The sequence below is a fragment of the Burkholderia sp. AU45388 genome (genome assembly GCF_030481585.1).
In the GTDB taxonomy this organism is placed as follows: domain Bacteria; phylum Pseudomonadota; class Gammaproteobacteria; order Burkholderiales; family Burkholderiaceae; genus Burkholderia; species Burkholderia sola.
Genome location: NZ_JAUJPV010000013.1, coordinates 141,344 through 153,755 on the forward strand (window position 1 = coordinate 141,344; position 12,412 = coordinate 153,755).

The following is a 12,412-nucleotide window of genomic DNA, read 5'->3' on the forward strand; positions in this document are numbered from 1 at the left end:
CCTCGGGGACGAAGACATGACCGGCCATCCGCAACGACTCCATATCCACGAAGTCGCGACCCGCGACGGTTTCCAGAACGAAGCGGCGTTCGTCGACACCGACGACAAGATCGCGCTCGTCGACGCGCTGAGCGCCTGCGGCTACGCGAAGATCGAGGTCACGTCGTTCACGTCGCCGAAGGCGATTCCCGCGCTGCGCGACGCGGAGGCCGTGATGCACGGCATCGCGCGCGCGCCGGGCGTCGTCTATACGGTGCTCGTGCCGAACGTGCGCGGCGCCGAGCGCGCACTGTCGTGCGGCGTCGACGAGGTCAACCTCGTGATGTCGATGAGCGAGAGCCACAACCGCGCGAATCTGCGGATGACGCGCGAGCAGTCGTTCGCGCAGTTGCGCGACGTGATCGACGCGGTGCGCGGCACGGGTGTCGCGATCAACGTGTCGCTGTCGACCGCGATGGGCTGCCCGATGGAAGGCGACGTGCCGGCCGAAACGGTGCTCGCGTGGATGCAGCGCTTCGCGGATCTCGGCGTGCACGGCTTCACGCTATGCGACACGACGGGCATGGCGTTTCCGTCGCAGGTGCGCGACTTGTCCCGCCGCGCCCGCGAGCGCTTCCAGGCGTTGCAGCTTACGCTGCACTTCCACAACACGCGCGGGATGGCGCTCGCGAACACGCTCGCGGCGCTCGACGCCGGCATCGACCGCTTCGATGCGTCGCTGGGCGGGCTCGGCGGCTGCCCGTACGCGCCGGGCGCGACCGGCAACGCCTGCACCGAGGAACTCGTGCACATGCTCGAACTCGACGGCTACGATACGGGCATCGATCTTGCGGCCGTGCTCGCCGCGTCGGTGCGGCTGCCCGCGCTGATCGGGCACGACGTGCCGAGCCAGCTCCTGAAGGCCGGGCGCCGCTCGGACCTTCATCCGCCGCCGCGCGCCGACGCCGGCGACATGCCCGCGCAACGCGCTTTCTCGTGAACGTCAACAGAAACAGGAGCGAATTCCATGGCGCTGATCGACCACCTCGATCATCTCGTGCTGACCTGCGTCGATCCGGAGCGGACGAAGCATTTCTACACCGAGGTGCTCCAGATGCAACTCGAAACCTTCGGCGCGGGCCGGCTCGCGTTCCGTTTCGGTAACCAGAAGATCAACCTGCACGTGCGCGGCGCGGAATTCGAGCCGAAAGCGCACGTGCCGGTGCCGGGCGCGCTCGATCTGTGCTTCATCGCGTCGGTGCCGCTCGACGACGTGATCGCACACCTGCGGCGCGTCGACTGGCCGATCGTCGAAGGGCCCGTCGAACGCACGGGCGCGACGCAGAAGATCCGCTCGGTCTACGTGCGCGATCCCGACCTGAACCTGATCGAAATCTCCGAACCGATCTGATCCGACGGCCGCGCGCGCACCGGCGCGCTGCGCGCCCGCCGCCACGGTCCTTCGCCGAAAGCGGACAGGCAGGCGCCGCGCCCGCCGATTCCGGATAGCCATGCGTGGCCGCGCTGCGGATAATGGCGCCACGGCGTCGGCGCGGCCGCCGCCTTCGCCGCGCGCACGGAATTCGCCCGCCGCGCGCATCCGCAACCCGATCCAGGCGCCTCCCGAATGACGATCCTCTATCGCGGCATGGACCGCACGGCGCTCGACGCCGCGTACCTGAACACGAAGGCCGTTCCCGATTTCCCCGCGCTGCTGGCGTCATGCCAGGCGCGCAGCGCGGCGCTGTACGCGGCGACGCCCGGCCGCCGCGACCTGCGTTACGGCGCGCGACCCGCGCAGCGCTTCGACTGGCTGCCGTGCGGACAGCCCGACGCGCCGCTGTTCGTGTTCATCCACGGCGGCTACTGGCAGCACTGCACGAAAGAGGATTTCGCGTATGCGGCGAGCGGGCCGCTCGCGCGCGGCTACGACGTCGTGCTCGCCGAATACACGCTCGCGCCGGTCGCGACGATGACCGATATCGTCGGCGAAATCGGCGCGCTGCTCGACCATCTCGCGGCCGACCCCGACGGCCTCGGCATCGCGGGGCGGCCGATCCACCTGAGCGGCCATTCGGCGGGCGGCCACCTGACGGCCATGCATCGCGCGCATCCGGCCGTCGTGTCGGCGCTTGCGATCAGCCCGCTCGTCGATCTCGAACCGATCGCGCTGTGCTGCCTGAACGACAAGCTGCAGCTCACCGCACACGAAGTCGACGCATACAGCCCGCTGCGTCACGTCGGGTCCGGCGCCCCGACCGTCATCGCGGTCGGCGACGCCGAACTGCCCGAACTCATCCGGCAAGCAGACGTGTACGCGACGGCGTGCGAAGCGGCCGGCGAGCGGGTCGCCCGCGCGTGGCTGCCCGGCATGCAGCACTTCGCGGTGCTCGACGATCTCGCGACGCCGGACGGCGCGATGCTCGCCGCGTTGCACGCCATCGCGCCGCGCTAGCCGCGTCATATCGTGCCGTATCGTGCGTGTCGTGCATATCGCACGCGCAAGGCCCGGGCGTATGATCGGCGTCAGGCCGGTGCGCTGACCGCATACCCGGCATGGCCCTCCAGGATCCCGACATGGTGAACCCGCTTCATTTCGATCTGCAGTCGCTGCGCGTGTTTGCGCTCGTCGCCGAGCACGGCAGCCTGACGAAGGCGGCCGAACACGGCCAGCTCACGCTGTCCGCGGTCAGCAAGCGCATCGCCGAACTCGAAAGCGTGACCGGCAGCGCGCTGTTCGTCCGGCACGCGCGCGGCGTGGAGCTGACGCCCGCGGGCCGCGCGCTGCTCGATCATGCGGCGAAGGTAATCGAGCAGGTGAACCGGATGGCGCACGAGATGAGCGACTACGTCGCCGGCGTGCGCGGCCATATCCACGTGTGGACCAACACGTCCGCGATCGTCCAGTTCCTGCCCGCCGATCTTGCGGCGTTCCTCACCGACAACCCCGGCATCAAGGTCAGTCTCGAGGAGCGGCTGAGCCACGAGATCGTCGACGCGCTCGCGTCGGGCAAGGCCGATCTCGGCGTATTCGCCGACAACGTGCCGGCGCCCGGCATCGAACGGCGGTTGTACCGGCGCGACGAACTCGTGCTGCTCGTGCCGCGCACGCACCGGTTCGCCGCGCGCGACAGCATCCGCTTCGCGGATACGCTCGACGAGGACTACGTGGGCCTGAGCGACGGCAGCTCGCTGCTCGCACGGATGACCGATGCCGCGTTCGCGGCCGAGCGCTCGCTGAAGCTGCGGATCCAGGTATCGAATTTCGACGGCGTGAGCCGGATGATCGAGGCCGGCCTCGGCATCGGCGTGCTGCCGCGCGACGCGGTGACCGGCGAGCGCGCGGCGCGGCTCGGTGTCGTGACGCTCGACGACGCGTGGGCGACGCGCACGCTGTGGGTCGGCGTGAAGGCCGGCACGGTGCTGACGACCGACGTCGCGAAGCTGTTCGATTTCATGTCGGCGCGGTGAATGCGAGGACGAGATGAAACGGCGACGCGCGGGCATGCGCCCGTGCGCGCCGTGCCGTTCGCCGCGTCAAACCGGATTGATCTCGTCCTGGCTGCGCCGCGTGGTCAGCGGCCCCAGCACGCGCAGCGTGACGGCGACGACGCCGAGCGCAACCGAGATCACGCCGAACATCGCGCCCGCACCGTAATTGACGAGCACCGGCAGCAACACGAACGGCAGCGCGCCGCTGACGATGCGCGACAGCGCATAGGTGCTGCCGATCGCCGTCGAGCGCACGCGCGCCGGGAAGATCTCGGCCTGGTACACGTGATACGCGTTGCTGAACACGTTCGACGCGCACGTCGTCAGGAACCCGAAGCCGACGATCAGCACGGTATTGCCCGAATACGCGAAGCACAGCCCGAACACCGCGATCGATACGATCGACACGATCACGAGCGTGCGGCGCTCGATCCAGTTGAGCAGCGGAATCGACAGCAGCGAGCCGATCGGGTAGCCGATGAACGATAGCGCGATGAACAGCGTGCTGTCCGTCACGTCGAAACCGCGGCTCTTCACGACCGTGCCGGCCAGCGTGCCGAACCCGTAATAGCCGAAACCCTGGAACAGGTGAAAGATCCCCAGCATCAGGTAGCGCGCGCCATACGGTTGGCGGCGCAGCAGCGCGATGCGCTCGCCGAGCCCGAGCGGCCGCTGCGGCTCGACCGGTTCCGCGAAGTGTTCGGGCACGCGCACGCCGGCGCTTTCCGCGAAGCGCCGCAACGCCGCATGCGCATCGGCCGCGCGGCCTTGCGCGAGCAGCCAGCGCGGGCTTTCCGGCAGCCGGTGCTGGACGAACAGCACGTACACGGCGCCGAGGCTGCCGATCGCGAGAATGATGCGCCAGCCGGCCACGCCCGCCACGTGCAGCGGGTTCAGCCACAGCGCGAGAAAGCCGACGAGCGGCACCGCCACATACGAAGTCGTATAGGCCCACGCGGCGAGCCGCCCACGCTTGTCCTTCGGCAGGATTTCGGAGAGGAAACTGTCGGCGACCGGATAGATCGCGCCGACGCCGATGCCGGTCAGGAACCGGCATGCCACGAGCATGTCGGCGTTCACCGAGAACGCACCGACCAGCGAGAACGCGCTGTACCACCCGAGCGTGAGCAGGAACGCCTTGCGCCGGCCGATACGGTCGGCCAGGCTGCCAAGGCACATCGCGCCGACGAACATGCCGATGAACGCGGACGCCAGCAGCAGCTTGAAATCGGCGCTTTGCCGGCTCAGCCCGTACTCGTGCTGCAACGCGGAGCCGATCGTGCTGACGAGAAAAATCTCGTACATGTCGAAGAACAACCCGATGCCGATCACCCAGACGACGAATCGATGCAATGCACCGACCGGCAGATCGTCCATGAAATCGCCGAGCATGACGCGGCGGGCGGGGAGGGCCGCTGCGTCGACGCCGATGCTAGCGCCTGCGGCGGCGGTCGGCGGGCGGGCGGACGCGGGTCCGCCCGCGTGGCCGTCGAGGTCGAGGGATTGGCTGTTCATGGTGTCTCCTGATTATCGATATGCGGTGTTGCGGGCTCTCGCCGTTCGCGACCGGCGTAACGGGTCTGCCGCGCGGCGCGACGACAGGCATCGCCGGGCTCGCGCAAGCGCCTGCCATGCGGGTTGCGCCGATCGTCCGATACATGGTGGGCAAATCGGCGGCACGTGATAATTGAGGATGTCTCAAGCCTCCTTTCCCGAGCAGAAAGGGTCGGGCGCGCGTGGGGGACAGGATGCGCGCGGCAGGCCGTTGCGGCCTGCGTGACACGGGTGACTTGCCGGAAACGGGGTGCGCCCGCACGGCCGGGCGGGTGGGGAAAACCATGAGAGTCGGGTCGTCAGACCGCTTCGCGCACCATGGCGGAAAGCGTGGTCCGGCAGAACACGACGAATATCCTGGGGCCGAAACAGGAAATGCGCCGCATGCGTGCCGACACTTCGGCTGCCGAGCCGTTCGCGGCGCCCGAACGCGAAACGCGCGCGGCGATCGAGCGGACGCAACGGGTGCGGGACCGATCGCGCGAGCCGTGGATTTGCAATGTCCTGTATCTCCACCGACCGCCGATACAGTGAGATACACCGCCCGCGCTCAGGTTCGCTATAAAGCAGGCATGACCGCTTTGGAGTCCATCATGTCTGCCACCTGGTTCAAAGGGTCCTGCCATTGCGGGACCGTCAAATTCGAAGTCGTGACGGCGATCGCGCCGGCCATCCGCTGCAACTGCAGTCTGTGCCGCCGGCGCGGCGCGTTGATGAGCCCGATGTTCGCCGCCGCCAACCTGACGATCGTCGAAGGCGAGAGCGCACTGACGTGCTATCGCTTCAACACGCACACGGCGCGTCACTATTTCTGCAGCCGGTGCGGCGTCTATCCGTTCCACCAGACCCGCAAGGATCCGGCGTGCTGGCGCGTCAATCTCGGTTGCCTGGACGGCGTCGATCCGTACGCGCTCGACGCGACGGTCGCCGATGGCGCGAGCCTCTCCGTCGTGGAGGACGCATGAAACGCTGGCTGATGATCCTGCTGTTTGCCGCGGGCGGCCTCGCGACCGAAATCGCACATCCGGTGCAATGCACGTTGCTGTCGATGAGCCGTCGGCCAACCGGCAAGCGCCGCAAGCCGGGCTGAGCGCGCCGCGCCTCAGCCGATCGCCCCCGATTATCATGCTTCCGATAAGATCGCATGCGATATATAATGCGATTGTCTGCGACCGTTCGTGTCGCTGGAGGAAGTCCATGAAGCCGACCGAAACCCCGTCGTCTGCCGCGCCGAAGCTGTCCGAGTTCCTGTGCTTTGCGATCTACTCGGCGAACCTCGCGTTCGGCAAGGCGTACAAGCCGATTCTCGACGAGCTCGGCCTCACGTATACGCAGTACATCACGATCATCGCGCTGTGGGAGCAGGACAACCAGACCGTCGGCCAGCTCGGCGAGAAGCTGTTCCTCGAATCCAATACGCTGACGCCGATCCTGAAGAAGCTCGAGGCAATGGGCTATCTGGAGCGGCACCGCGATCCGTCCGACGAGCGCCAGGTGCTCGTCAGCCTGACGAAAAGCGGCCGCCGCGTGCGCGAGAAGGGGCTCGACATGAACCTGGTCGAAGCGACCGGGCTGAAGCCGGACGAGTTCGCGAAGGTGCAGAAGGCGATCGTCACGCTGCGCGGCAACCTGATCCGGTCGACCGAAGCATGAAAATACTCAGGCGCCGCAAGCGGCCGACGCGTGCATCGCGCCGGCCGCATTGTCATGCGCGCGCCTCGTCCAGCACCAGCAGGTGCATCTCGCGTCGGACGGCGAAACCGAGCGCGAGATAGCGCTCGATCGCCACCCGGTTCGTCGTGAGGACGTGCAGGAAGGGCGTTTCCGCACGCGCATCGATCGTCGCGATCAACGACCGGATCAGCCGCGCCGCCAGCCCTTGCCGCCGAAACGCGGCATCCACGCACACGGCGCTGATCTCGGTATATCCGTCCACCTGCATCCGCTGGCCGGCCATCGCGGCCAGCCTGCCGTCACGGCGCACGCCGATGTAATGGCCGAGCTCGAACGTGCGCGGGCCGAACGGGCCGGGCTGCGCGGCGGCGGTCAACGCGAGCATGTCGGGCACGTCGGCTTCACCGAGCGGAACATGCTCCGGTTCGGGTGCCGGGTCGAACGTCCGTTGCCACATCATTTGAAGCAACGTCGCGCGCCGAATCACCGACAATCCCGCGGGCGGCTCGATCTCGTCCGGCGTGACGAGCGCCGCCGGCCCGTGTGCCGCAATCAGCATGCGCAGTGCGTCGAATGACGCCGGGCTCGGCTCGTCGATCGCGGCAAATGGCGCGATGGCCGTCGGGAACCGCAACGCGCGGCCGTCGCCGAGCGCAAAGCGGCGTTGCCTGCCCGTCAGCGCATTCCAGACGACCCGGTCGAGCACGTGCGCATCGCCTGTCGTGTTTCCGGTCGTGGCGTCCGGCATCGGCGGCTCCTTGGTGGAAGATGGGATGCCGCACAGAATAATCCGGGATGGGCCGGGGCAGATAGCACCGTCGACGCGGATCCATGCAATATAAAAAAGCGTACGCGATTACATCGCATACGCTTTATATGACGGACTTCGGCGGCGAATTCGCCGTACCGTGCTCAATGTCCGAAATAGACCGAGCGCTCGGCGGTGCGCGGCGCGATTCGGCTGCCCGACTGCGTGGCGCCGCCGGCGTCGCTGCCGTAACCGGCCGCCTGCGTATCGGCCGCGACGGCGCCGTCGTCGCGAATTCGTTTCAGCGCCGTCTGGATGTTGTCCGGGTAGTTCGGATCGTTCGGGCGATTAGGCTGGTAGCCGGCTTGCTGCAACGCGGCCAGTTCCGCACGCACCTGCGCACGCGTGACGGTGCTTTCGCTTGCAAAAACCGGTGCGGCGACGGTGGCCGATACGGCAACGAGAAGGGCGGCAATCAGTTGGGACTTCATTATTCACCTCGATGGAAAAGGAATTCAGGGAACGCACCGCACGCCGGCCATCGGCGCCGTTCGCGCGTTCGTTCAATGGCCGAAGTAGATCGAGCGCTCGGCCACGCTTGCGACATACCGGCGGCCGGATTGCGTCGCGGTGTCGCCGTTGCTGCCATAGCCGGCAGCCGGTGCATGGGCCGCGACGGCATCGTCGGCGTGGATCTGCGTCAGCGCCGCCTGCAGATCGTTCGGGTAGGTGGCGTCGGTCGCGCGATTCAGCGGATAGCCGGCCTGTTGAAGCTGCGCGAGTTCGGCGCGCACCTGGGCACGCGTCACGGTGGCTTCATTGGCAAATGCCGGAGCGGCAACGGCAGACGAAACGGCGACGAGCAGGGCGGCGATCAATGGGGTTTTCATGTTTCACCTCGATGGAAAAGGAATCGGGAATTCGGAAGGGCGGCGCTCGGCCGCCCGATGCAACGTTCAGGCGATCCGGATATCGACGTCGATGTTGCCGCGCGTCGCCTTCGAATACGGGCAGGTCTGGTGTGCGGCGTCGACGATGCGTTGCGCGACGTCGCGCTCGAGCCCCGGCACGCTCACGTTCAGCCGGGCCTGCAGGAAGTACGCGTTGCCCGCCGTGCCGAGATCCACTTCGGCGTCGACTGCGAGATCGGCCGGCAGCGTCACCTTCTCGGCACGCGCTGCAAGCTGCATCGCGCCGATGAAGCAGGCCGACCAGCCGGCTGCGAACAGCTGTTCCGGGTTGGTGCCGGTGCCGGCGCTGCCCGGCGACGACAACTGGATGTCGAGACGACCGTCGGAACTGCGCGCCGCGCCGTCGCGGCCGCCGGAAGTCGTATGCGTCTTGCCCGTGTACAGCACTTTGCCGATCTTGCTCATCGTTTGCTCCGTCAGTCGAGGTTTGTTTCATATGCGATTCGATCGCATGCGATGCAGTTTCCGCTTGGCGACCTCCGCCGTCAAGCGGATTCGATTAAATCGCATACGATATTTTGTATTTCAATGTATCTGAAACGTGTAACGCCTTGCCTGACAAGCTTTTCGGATGATCCGGCCCCGATGCGCGGTGCGCCGGCATGCGTGCCGGATGCCGGGCAGGGCCTGCCAAAACGCCCGGTGGGGCGGATGCGGCCCCGCAGGGCTTGTGGAAGTGTTGTCCGGCCTCGGCAGCCGGTCACGGCCCTTCGTGCTGCTGTACCCGCATGCGCGCTTTCTGTCGTCGCGCGTGCGGGTGTTCGTCGACTTTCTCGTCGAACAGCTCGTGCATGCGCCTGCCAGCCGGACAGCCGGCCCGCGCGGCAAACGCGCCGGCGGGTCGCGATAGACGCACCGGCTCGCGGCTTCGACGCCGCTGCTCAATGCCCGGCGCTCTGACCGCCGTCCACGTGCAGGATTTCGCCGGTGACGAACGGCGCCGAATCGAGATACAGGATCGCACCGACGATATCGCTCATTTCGCCCATCCGGCCGACCGGATGCAGCGACGCGAGCGTCGCATGCGTATCGGGCGCATGTATCGGCGACTTGATGACGCCGGGCGACACCGCATTCACGCGAATGCCGGCCTTCGCATACTCGATCGCGAGCGACTTCGTCGCGGCATTCAATCCGCCTTTGGTCAGCGACGCGAGCACCGACGGTACGCTGCTGTTCGTATGGTCGACGAGGCTCGTCGTGGTGCTGACCACATGGCCGGTGCCATGCTTCTGCATCGCGGCGATCGCACGCTGCGTGACGTGGAAGAAGCCGTTCAGGTTGACGCTCGCGATCTGCGCGTAGTCGTCCGCGGTGTATTGCGTGAACGGCTTCGCGATGAAGATGCCCGCGTTGTTGACGAGCGTGTCGACACGGCCGAAATGTTCGATGGCCGCATCGACCACGCGGCGCGCGACAGCCGGGTCGCCGATGTCGCCCGCGACGGTGACGAGATCGGAGGCGTCCGACGGGCCGATCGAACGGGACGTCGCGACGACCCGATGGCCGCGTGCCCGGAATGCGTTGACCGTTTCCGCCCGATGCCTTGCGATGCGCCGGTGACGATGACGACTTTGGATGCGCTCATGATGTACCTCGACAGGTGAATGGTGTTCGGTCTCGGTGCCGACCGGATCGATGAATCCGATGGGCAGACTGTAGGCGTGCCGGTCACGATTTCGAACACCCTCCATGGAGCAACAGTCTTGCGTCGCGGGAACAAATGACGAGAAAGAGGTGAGGGTCTGCGGCGATCGCCGCGCTGGAGTCGGGTACGCCGCCGTTGTACCGGCTGTTCGCCCAGTCGGCACGCCACGTCGCACACAAGCGCGTCGATGCGCGCCGGGAGCATTCCGGCGCGGGCGGGATCTGGCCTGATGGACTGATTTTCCGGCAGCTTGAAGCGTCGATTCGCTGGCTACGCAAACGCGTAGTTGGATAAGAAAATACCGCCATCCGGATAACTTTTCTTATCACAATAGCACTATCGATAATCCAAACTCGTCGTTTCAAAAACGCGCGTGACGCCGGGCGTGCGGTCGATTCGAAGGGGAGGGAAGTGAACGCGCCGTCACGCCGGCGCGTTCATCCGCGCAAACAGCAGCGTCAACACCTCCGCCGTTGCGTGCGCGACGCCGTGTGCGGTCGTATCGACCAGCGCATGCGCGCATTCGCGATACAGCGGGTCGCGCAGCCGGTACAGCGCGATGAGCGTCTGCCGCGGCTCGCCCGCTTGCAGCAGCGGCCGACACCGCGCGTCGTCGCGCGTCCGCCGCCACAGCACATCGGGGTCCGCATGCAGGTAGATCACGCTGCCGCGTTCGCTGAGGCGCACGCGGGTGCGCGGATTCAGGACCGCGCCGCCGCCGGTCGCCACGACCACGTTCGCGCGCTGCGTCAACTCGTCGACGATCTGCGTTTCGAGCAACCGAAAGCCGCCTTCGCCGACGAGGTCGAACAGCGCGGCGACCGAGCGCCCCGTGCGCCGCTCGATCTCGTCGTCGCTGTCGGCGAACGCCCAGCCGAGCGAAGCCGCGAGCGCGCGGCCGAGCGTCGATTTGCCCGCGCCCATCATGCCGACCAGAAACGCGCGCCCGCCGGCCGTCGCGACGGCGGTGTTCATAACCGTCGCGCGAGCGGCCAGCGCGCCCGCGTCGCCATGCAGATCCGTCGCGCGCGCACCGCGTCCGACAGCGTGTCGAGCGCCGCGCCGGTCGATGCGTCATCGGCGTCGAGCAGCGCGCCGAGTATCGGCTCGTCCGGATCGCCGGCTGCGATGTGCTCGGCCGCATCCGCCGCGATGGTCCGCGGCGTGCGTTCCGCTATCGCGTCGCGCTCGGGCCGCCGCCACTTGCCGTGCAGATCGCGCCATCGCACGACCAGCCCGGCGAGCAGCGCACCGCCCGGCACGGCCGCGTCGTCGGGTGCCGTCGCCGAGCCGTCGGGCGTCGTACACCGTGTGACCCAGCTCGCGAATTCGAGCAGCGACGCATCGTGGGTGACCGTCGCCGCATCGAGCGCGACGGCCACGCCGGCGTCCCGCAGCCGGCCGAGCAGCGTGCGCACGCCGTCGTGCGCGCCACCGCACGGCTGCAGCAGCACCTCCAGCTCGTCCTCGTGGCGGGACGCGAGCGCACGGTGCCGCTCGAGCGCAGCCGGCTCGAGCAAGGCCTGCGCCGCCTGCCGGACGATCACGATCGCGCGATCGTCCCGCCGCTCCACGATCGCGCCGATCCGGCGCCGGGCGCGCGCCACCGCGCAGCTCACGTGTCGCTCCCGAACGGATGCGCACGCATCACAGCGACCCCTGGAATTCGAGCACGCGCGTCTTGAATTCGTCGGGCACGGGCAGCGTCGTGTTGTTCACGTAATCGAACATCACGTGCGTCGACACGCCGCGCGCGACGATGGTCTGGTCATCGCGCTCCATCAGGTGTTCGAGATCGAAGCTCTTGCTGCCGAAGCGCACGATGCTCGAGCGAATGGTCAGGTTGTCGCCGAATTGCGCCGGCGCGAGGTACTCGCACTGCGTCTTCACCATGATGTGCGGCAGTTTCTCGCTGCGCGGCAGGCCGAGCAGGTCGAACATGTAGCAGAGATACGAATGCTGCAGGTAGTCGTAATAGACGGGGCTGCTCACATGCCCCATCGAATCCGTATCGCGATACTTGACGTGAATGGGGGTTTCGTAATGTCGTTTCGACATGGTGACTCTCCGCGATGACTGGGTTGATTTATATTTTCGAGCCCGAACGGCCTGTCGAGCATCCGAAAATTAATCGAACGAATATCGGGTCGCCACTATCAGAACGAATAGCGACGCGTGGCGGAAAGTCGCACCAGCCTCCATTCCCCTCTTCAGAATCACATCCGCATTTTCGAATTAAACCCGATTCACGCGCCATTTCGCACACTGCAAACGTTCTCAAGCCGGGTTCCCCGATTATCGGACCCGACGCTTATTCTTCTCATTCATAACGTTATGAATGAGAAA

16 protein-coding genes and 2 pseudogenes are annotated in these 12,412 nt (G+C 66.8%); 9 read left to right on the top strand and 9 right to left on the bottom strand.

Annotation, left to right across the window (positions count from 1 at the left end):
- Positions 1–16 precede the first annotated feature (16 nt).
- The 4 genes from QZM72_RS21050 (at position 17) to QZM72_RS21065 (ending at position 3,450) form a co-directional block, all read left to right on the top strand.
- Entirely contained in the window at positions 17–979 is a 963-nt protein-coding gene (locus QZM72_RS21050; RefSeq protein ID WP_301739097.1) for a hydroxymethylglutaryl-CoA lyase, read from the top strand.
- Positions 980–1,006: 27 nt separating this feature from the next.
- Positions 1,007–1,390, top strand: a complete 384-nt coding sequence (locus QZM72_RS21055; protein ID WP_034207330.1) for a VOC family protein — start codon at positions 1,007–1,009, stop codon at positions 1,388–1,390.
- 216 nt (positions 1,391–1,606) lie between these two features.
- The gene (locus tag QZM72_RS21060; protein ID WP_089467453.1) at positions 1,607–2,434 is read left to right on the top strand and encodes an alpha/beta hydrolase; all 828 of its coding nucleotides are present in this window, start codon (positions 1,607–1,609) and stop codon (positions 2,432–2,434) included.
- 122 nt (positions 2,435–2,556) lie between these two features.
- Positions 2,557–3,450 (top strand): LysR family transcriptional regulator, encoded by an 894-nt coding sequence (locus QZM72_RS21065; RefSeq protein WP_089467961.1) that lies wholly within the window; start codon positions 2,557–2,559, stop codon positions 3,448–3,450.
- Positions 3,451–3,516: 66 nt separating this feature from the next.
- On the opposite strand, the gene QZM72_RS21070 is transcribed toward QZM72_RS21065, so the two are convergent.
- Positions 3,517–4,986, bottom strand: a complete 1,470-nt coding sequence (locus tag QZM72_RS21070) for an MFS transporter (RefSeq protein WP_089467454.1) — start codon at positions 4,984–4,986, stop codon at positions 3,517–3,519.
- Between the two features lie 357 nt (positions 4,987–5,343).
- On the opposite strand from QZM72_RS21070, the gene QZM72_RS21075 reads away from it, so the two are divergent.
- From QZM72_RS21075 to QZM72_RS21090, 4 genes are all read left to right on the top strand, one after another.
- Positions 5,344–5,559, top strand: a complete 216-nt coding sequence (locus QZM72_RS21075; RefSeq protein ID WP_301739098.1) for a hypothetical protein — start codon at positions 5,344–5,346, stop codon at positions 5,557–5,559.
- Positions 5,560–5,618: 59 nt separating this feature from the next.
- The gene (locus tag QZM72_RS21080; RefSeq protein ID WP_301739099.1) at positions 5,619–5,990 is read left to right on the top strand and encodes a GFA family protein; all 372 of its coding nucleotides are present in this window, start codon (positions 5,619–5,621) and stop codon (positions 5,988–5,990) included.
- A complete protein-coding gene (locus tag QZM72_RS21085; protein ID WP_256979608.1) occupies positions 5,987–6,115 on the top strand; it encodes a hypothetical protein in 129 nt (42 codons plus the stop codon). The genes QZM72_RS21080 and QZM72_RS21085 overlap by 4 nt, the downstream gene beginning before the upstream one ends.
- Positions 6,116–6,222: 107 nt before the next feature.
- Complete coding sequence (locus tag QZM72_RS21090; protein WP_012328506.1) at positions 6,223–6,678, top strand: MarR family winged helix-turn-helix transcriptional regulator; 456 nt, start codon at positions 6,223–6,225, stop codon at positions 6,676–6,678.
- 52 nt (positions 6,679–6,730) lie between these two features.
- On the opposite strand, the gene QZM72_RS21095 is transcribed toward QZM72_RS21090, so the two are convergent.
- From QZM72_RS21095 to QZM72_RS21110, 4 genes are all read right to left on the bottom strand, one after another.
- Positions 6,731–7,447, bottom strand: coding sequence for a GNAT family N-acetyltransferase (locus QZM72_RS21095; RefSeq protein ID WP_301739100.1), 717 nt, complete (start codon positions 7,445–7,447; stop codon positions 6,731–6,733).
- A 164-nt stretch (positions 7,448–7,611) separates the two neighbouring features.
- Positions 7,612–7,941 (bottom strand): DUF4148 domain-containing protein, encoded by a 330-nt coding sequence (locus QZM72_RS21100; RefSeq protein ID WP_301739134.1) that lies wholly within the window; start codon positions 7,939–7,941, stop codon positions 7,612–7,614.
- 69 nt (positions 7,942–8,010) lie between these two features.
- Positions 8,011–8,337 carry a DUF4148 domain-containing protein gene (locus QZM72_RS21105; RefSeq protein ID WP_301739101.1) on the bottom strand — a complete coding sequence of 109 codons (327 nt, stop codon included), beginning with the start codon at positions 8,335–8,337 and terminating at the stop codon, positions 8,011–8,013.
- A gap of 66 nt (positions 8,338–8,403) precedes the next feature.
- Positions 8,404–8,823 (bottom strand): organic hydroperoxide resistance protein, encoded by a 420-nt coding sequence (locus QZM72_RS21110; protein ID WP_301739102.1) that lies wholly within the window; start codon positions 8,821–8,823, stop codon positions 8,404–8,406.
- A 262-nt stretch (positions 8,824–9,085) separates the two neighbouring features.
- On the opposite strand from QZM72_RS21110, the pseudogene QZM72_RS21115 reads away from it, so the two are divergent.
- Positions 9,086–9,268, top strand: a pseudogene (locus QZM72_RS21115) (LysR family transcriptional regulator); the annotation flags it as partial.
- Between the two features lie 31 nt (positions 9,269–9,299).
- Here QZM72_RS21115 and QZM72_RS21120 read toward each other — a convergent pair.
- The 4 genes and pseudogenes from QZM72_RS21120 to QZM72_RS21135 form a co-directional block, all read right to left on the bottom strand.
- Positions 9,300–10,006, bottom strand: a pseudogene (locus QZM72_RS21120) (SDR family NAD(P)-dependent oxidoreductase).
- A 483-nt stretch (positions 10,007–10,489) separates the two neighbouring features.
- Positions 10,490–11,041 (bottom strand): shikimate kinase, encoded by a 552-nt coding sequence (locus QZM72_RS21125; protein ID WP_301739103.1) that lies wholly within the window; start codon positions 11,039–11,041, stop codon positions 10,490–10,492.
- On the bottom strand, positions 11,038–11,685 hold the full coding sequence (locus QZM72_RS21130) for a hypothetical protein (protein ID WP_144030076.1): 648 nt from the start codon (positions 11,683–11,685) through the stop codon (positions 11,038–11,040). Before QZM72_RS21130 ends, QZM72_RS21125 begins: the two co-directional genes overlap by 4 nt.
- A gap of 28 nt (positions 11,686–11,713) precedes the next feature.
- The gene (locus QZM72_RS21135; protein WP_089467464.1) at positions 11,714–12,124 is read right to left on the bottom strand and encodes a thioesterase family protein; all 411 of its coding nucleotides are present in this window, start codon (positions 12,122–12,124) and stop codon (positions 11,714–11,716) included.
- Between the last annotated feature and the right edge of the window lie 288 nt (positions 12,125–12,412).

Coding starts and splice junctions, on each gene's coding strand:
- QZM72_RS21050 (WP_301739097.1), top strand. CDS start 17: ATGACCGGCCATCCGCAACGACTCCATATCCACGAAGTCGCGACCCGC.
- QZM72_RS21055 (WP_034207330.1), top strand. CDS start 1,007: ATGGCGCTGATCGACCACCTCGATCATCTCGTGCTGACCTGCGTCGAT.
- QZM72_RS21060 (WP_089467453.1), top strand. CDS start 1,607: ATGACGATCCTCTATCGCGGCATGGACCGCACGGCGCTCGACGCCGCG.
- QZM72_RS21065 (WP_089467961.1), top strand. CDS start 2,557: ATGGTGAACCCGCTTCATTTCGATCTGCAGTCGCTGCGCGTGTTTGCG.
- QZM72_RS21070 (WP_089467454.1), bottom strand. CDS start 4,986: ATGAACAGCCAATCCCTCGACCTCGACGGCCACGCGGGCGGACCCGCG.
- QZM72_RS21075 (WP_301739098.1), top strand. CDS start 5,344: ATGGCGGAAAGCGTGGTCCGGCAGAACACGACGAATATCCTGGGGCCG.
- QZM72_RS21080 (WP_301739099.1), top strand. CDS start 5,619: ATGTCTGCCACCTGGTTCAAAGGGTCCTGCCATTGCGGGACCGTCAAA.
- QZM72_RS21085 (WP_256979608.1), top strand. CDS start 5,987: ATGAAACGCTGGCTGATGATCCTGCTGTTTGCCGCGGGCGGCCTCGCG.
- QZM72_RS21090 (WP_012328506.1), top strand. CDS start 6,223: ATGAAGCCGACCGAAACCCCGTCGTCTGCCGCGCCGAAGCTGTCCGAG.
- QZM72_RS21095 (WP_301739100.1), bottom strand. CDS start 7,447: ATGCCGGACGCCACGACCGGAAACACGACAGGCGATGCGCACGTGCTC.
- QZM72_RS21105 (WP_301739101.1), bottom strand. CDS start 8,337: ATGAAAACCCCATTGATCGCCGCCCTGCTCGTCGCCGTTTCGTCTGCC.
- QZM72_RS21110 (WP_301739102.1), bottom strand. CDS start 8,823: ATGAGCAAGATCGGCAAAGTGCTGTACACGGGCAAGACGCATACGACT.
- QZM72_RS21125 (WP_301739103.1), bottom strand. CDS start 11,041: ATGAACACCGCCGTCGCGACGGCCGGCGGGCGCGCGTTTCTGGTCGGC.
- QZM72_RS21135 (WP_089467464.1), bottom strand. CDS start 12,124: ATGTCGAAACGACATTACGAAACCCCCATTCACGTCAAGTATCGCGAT.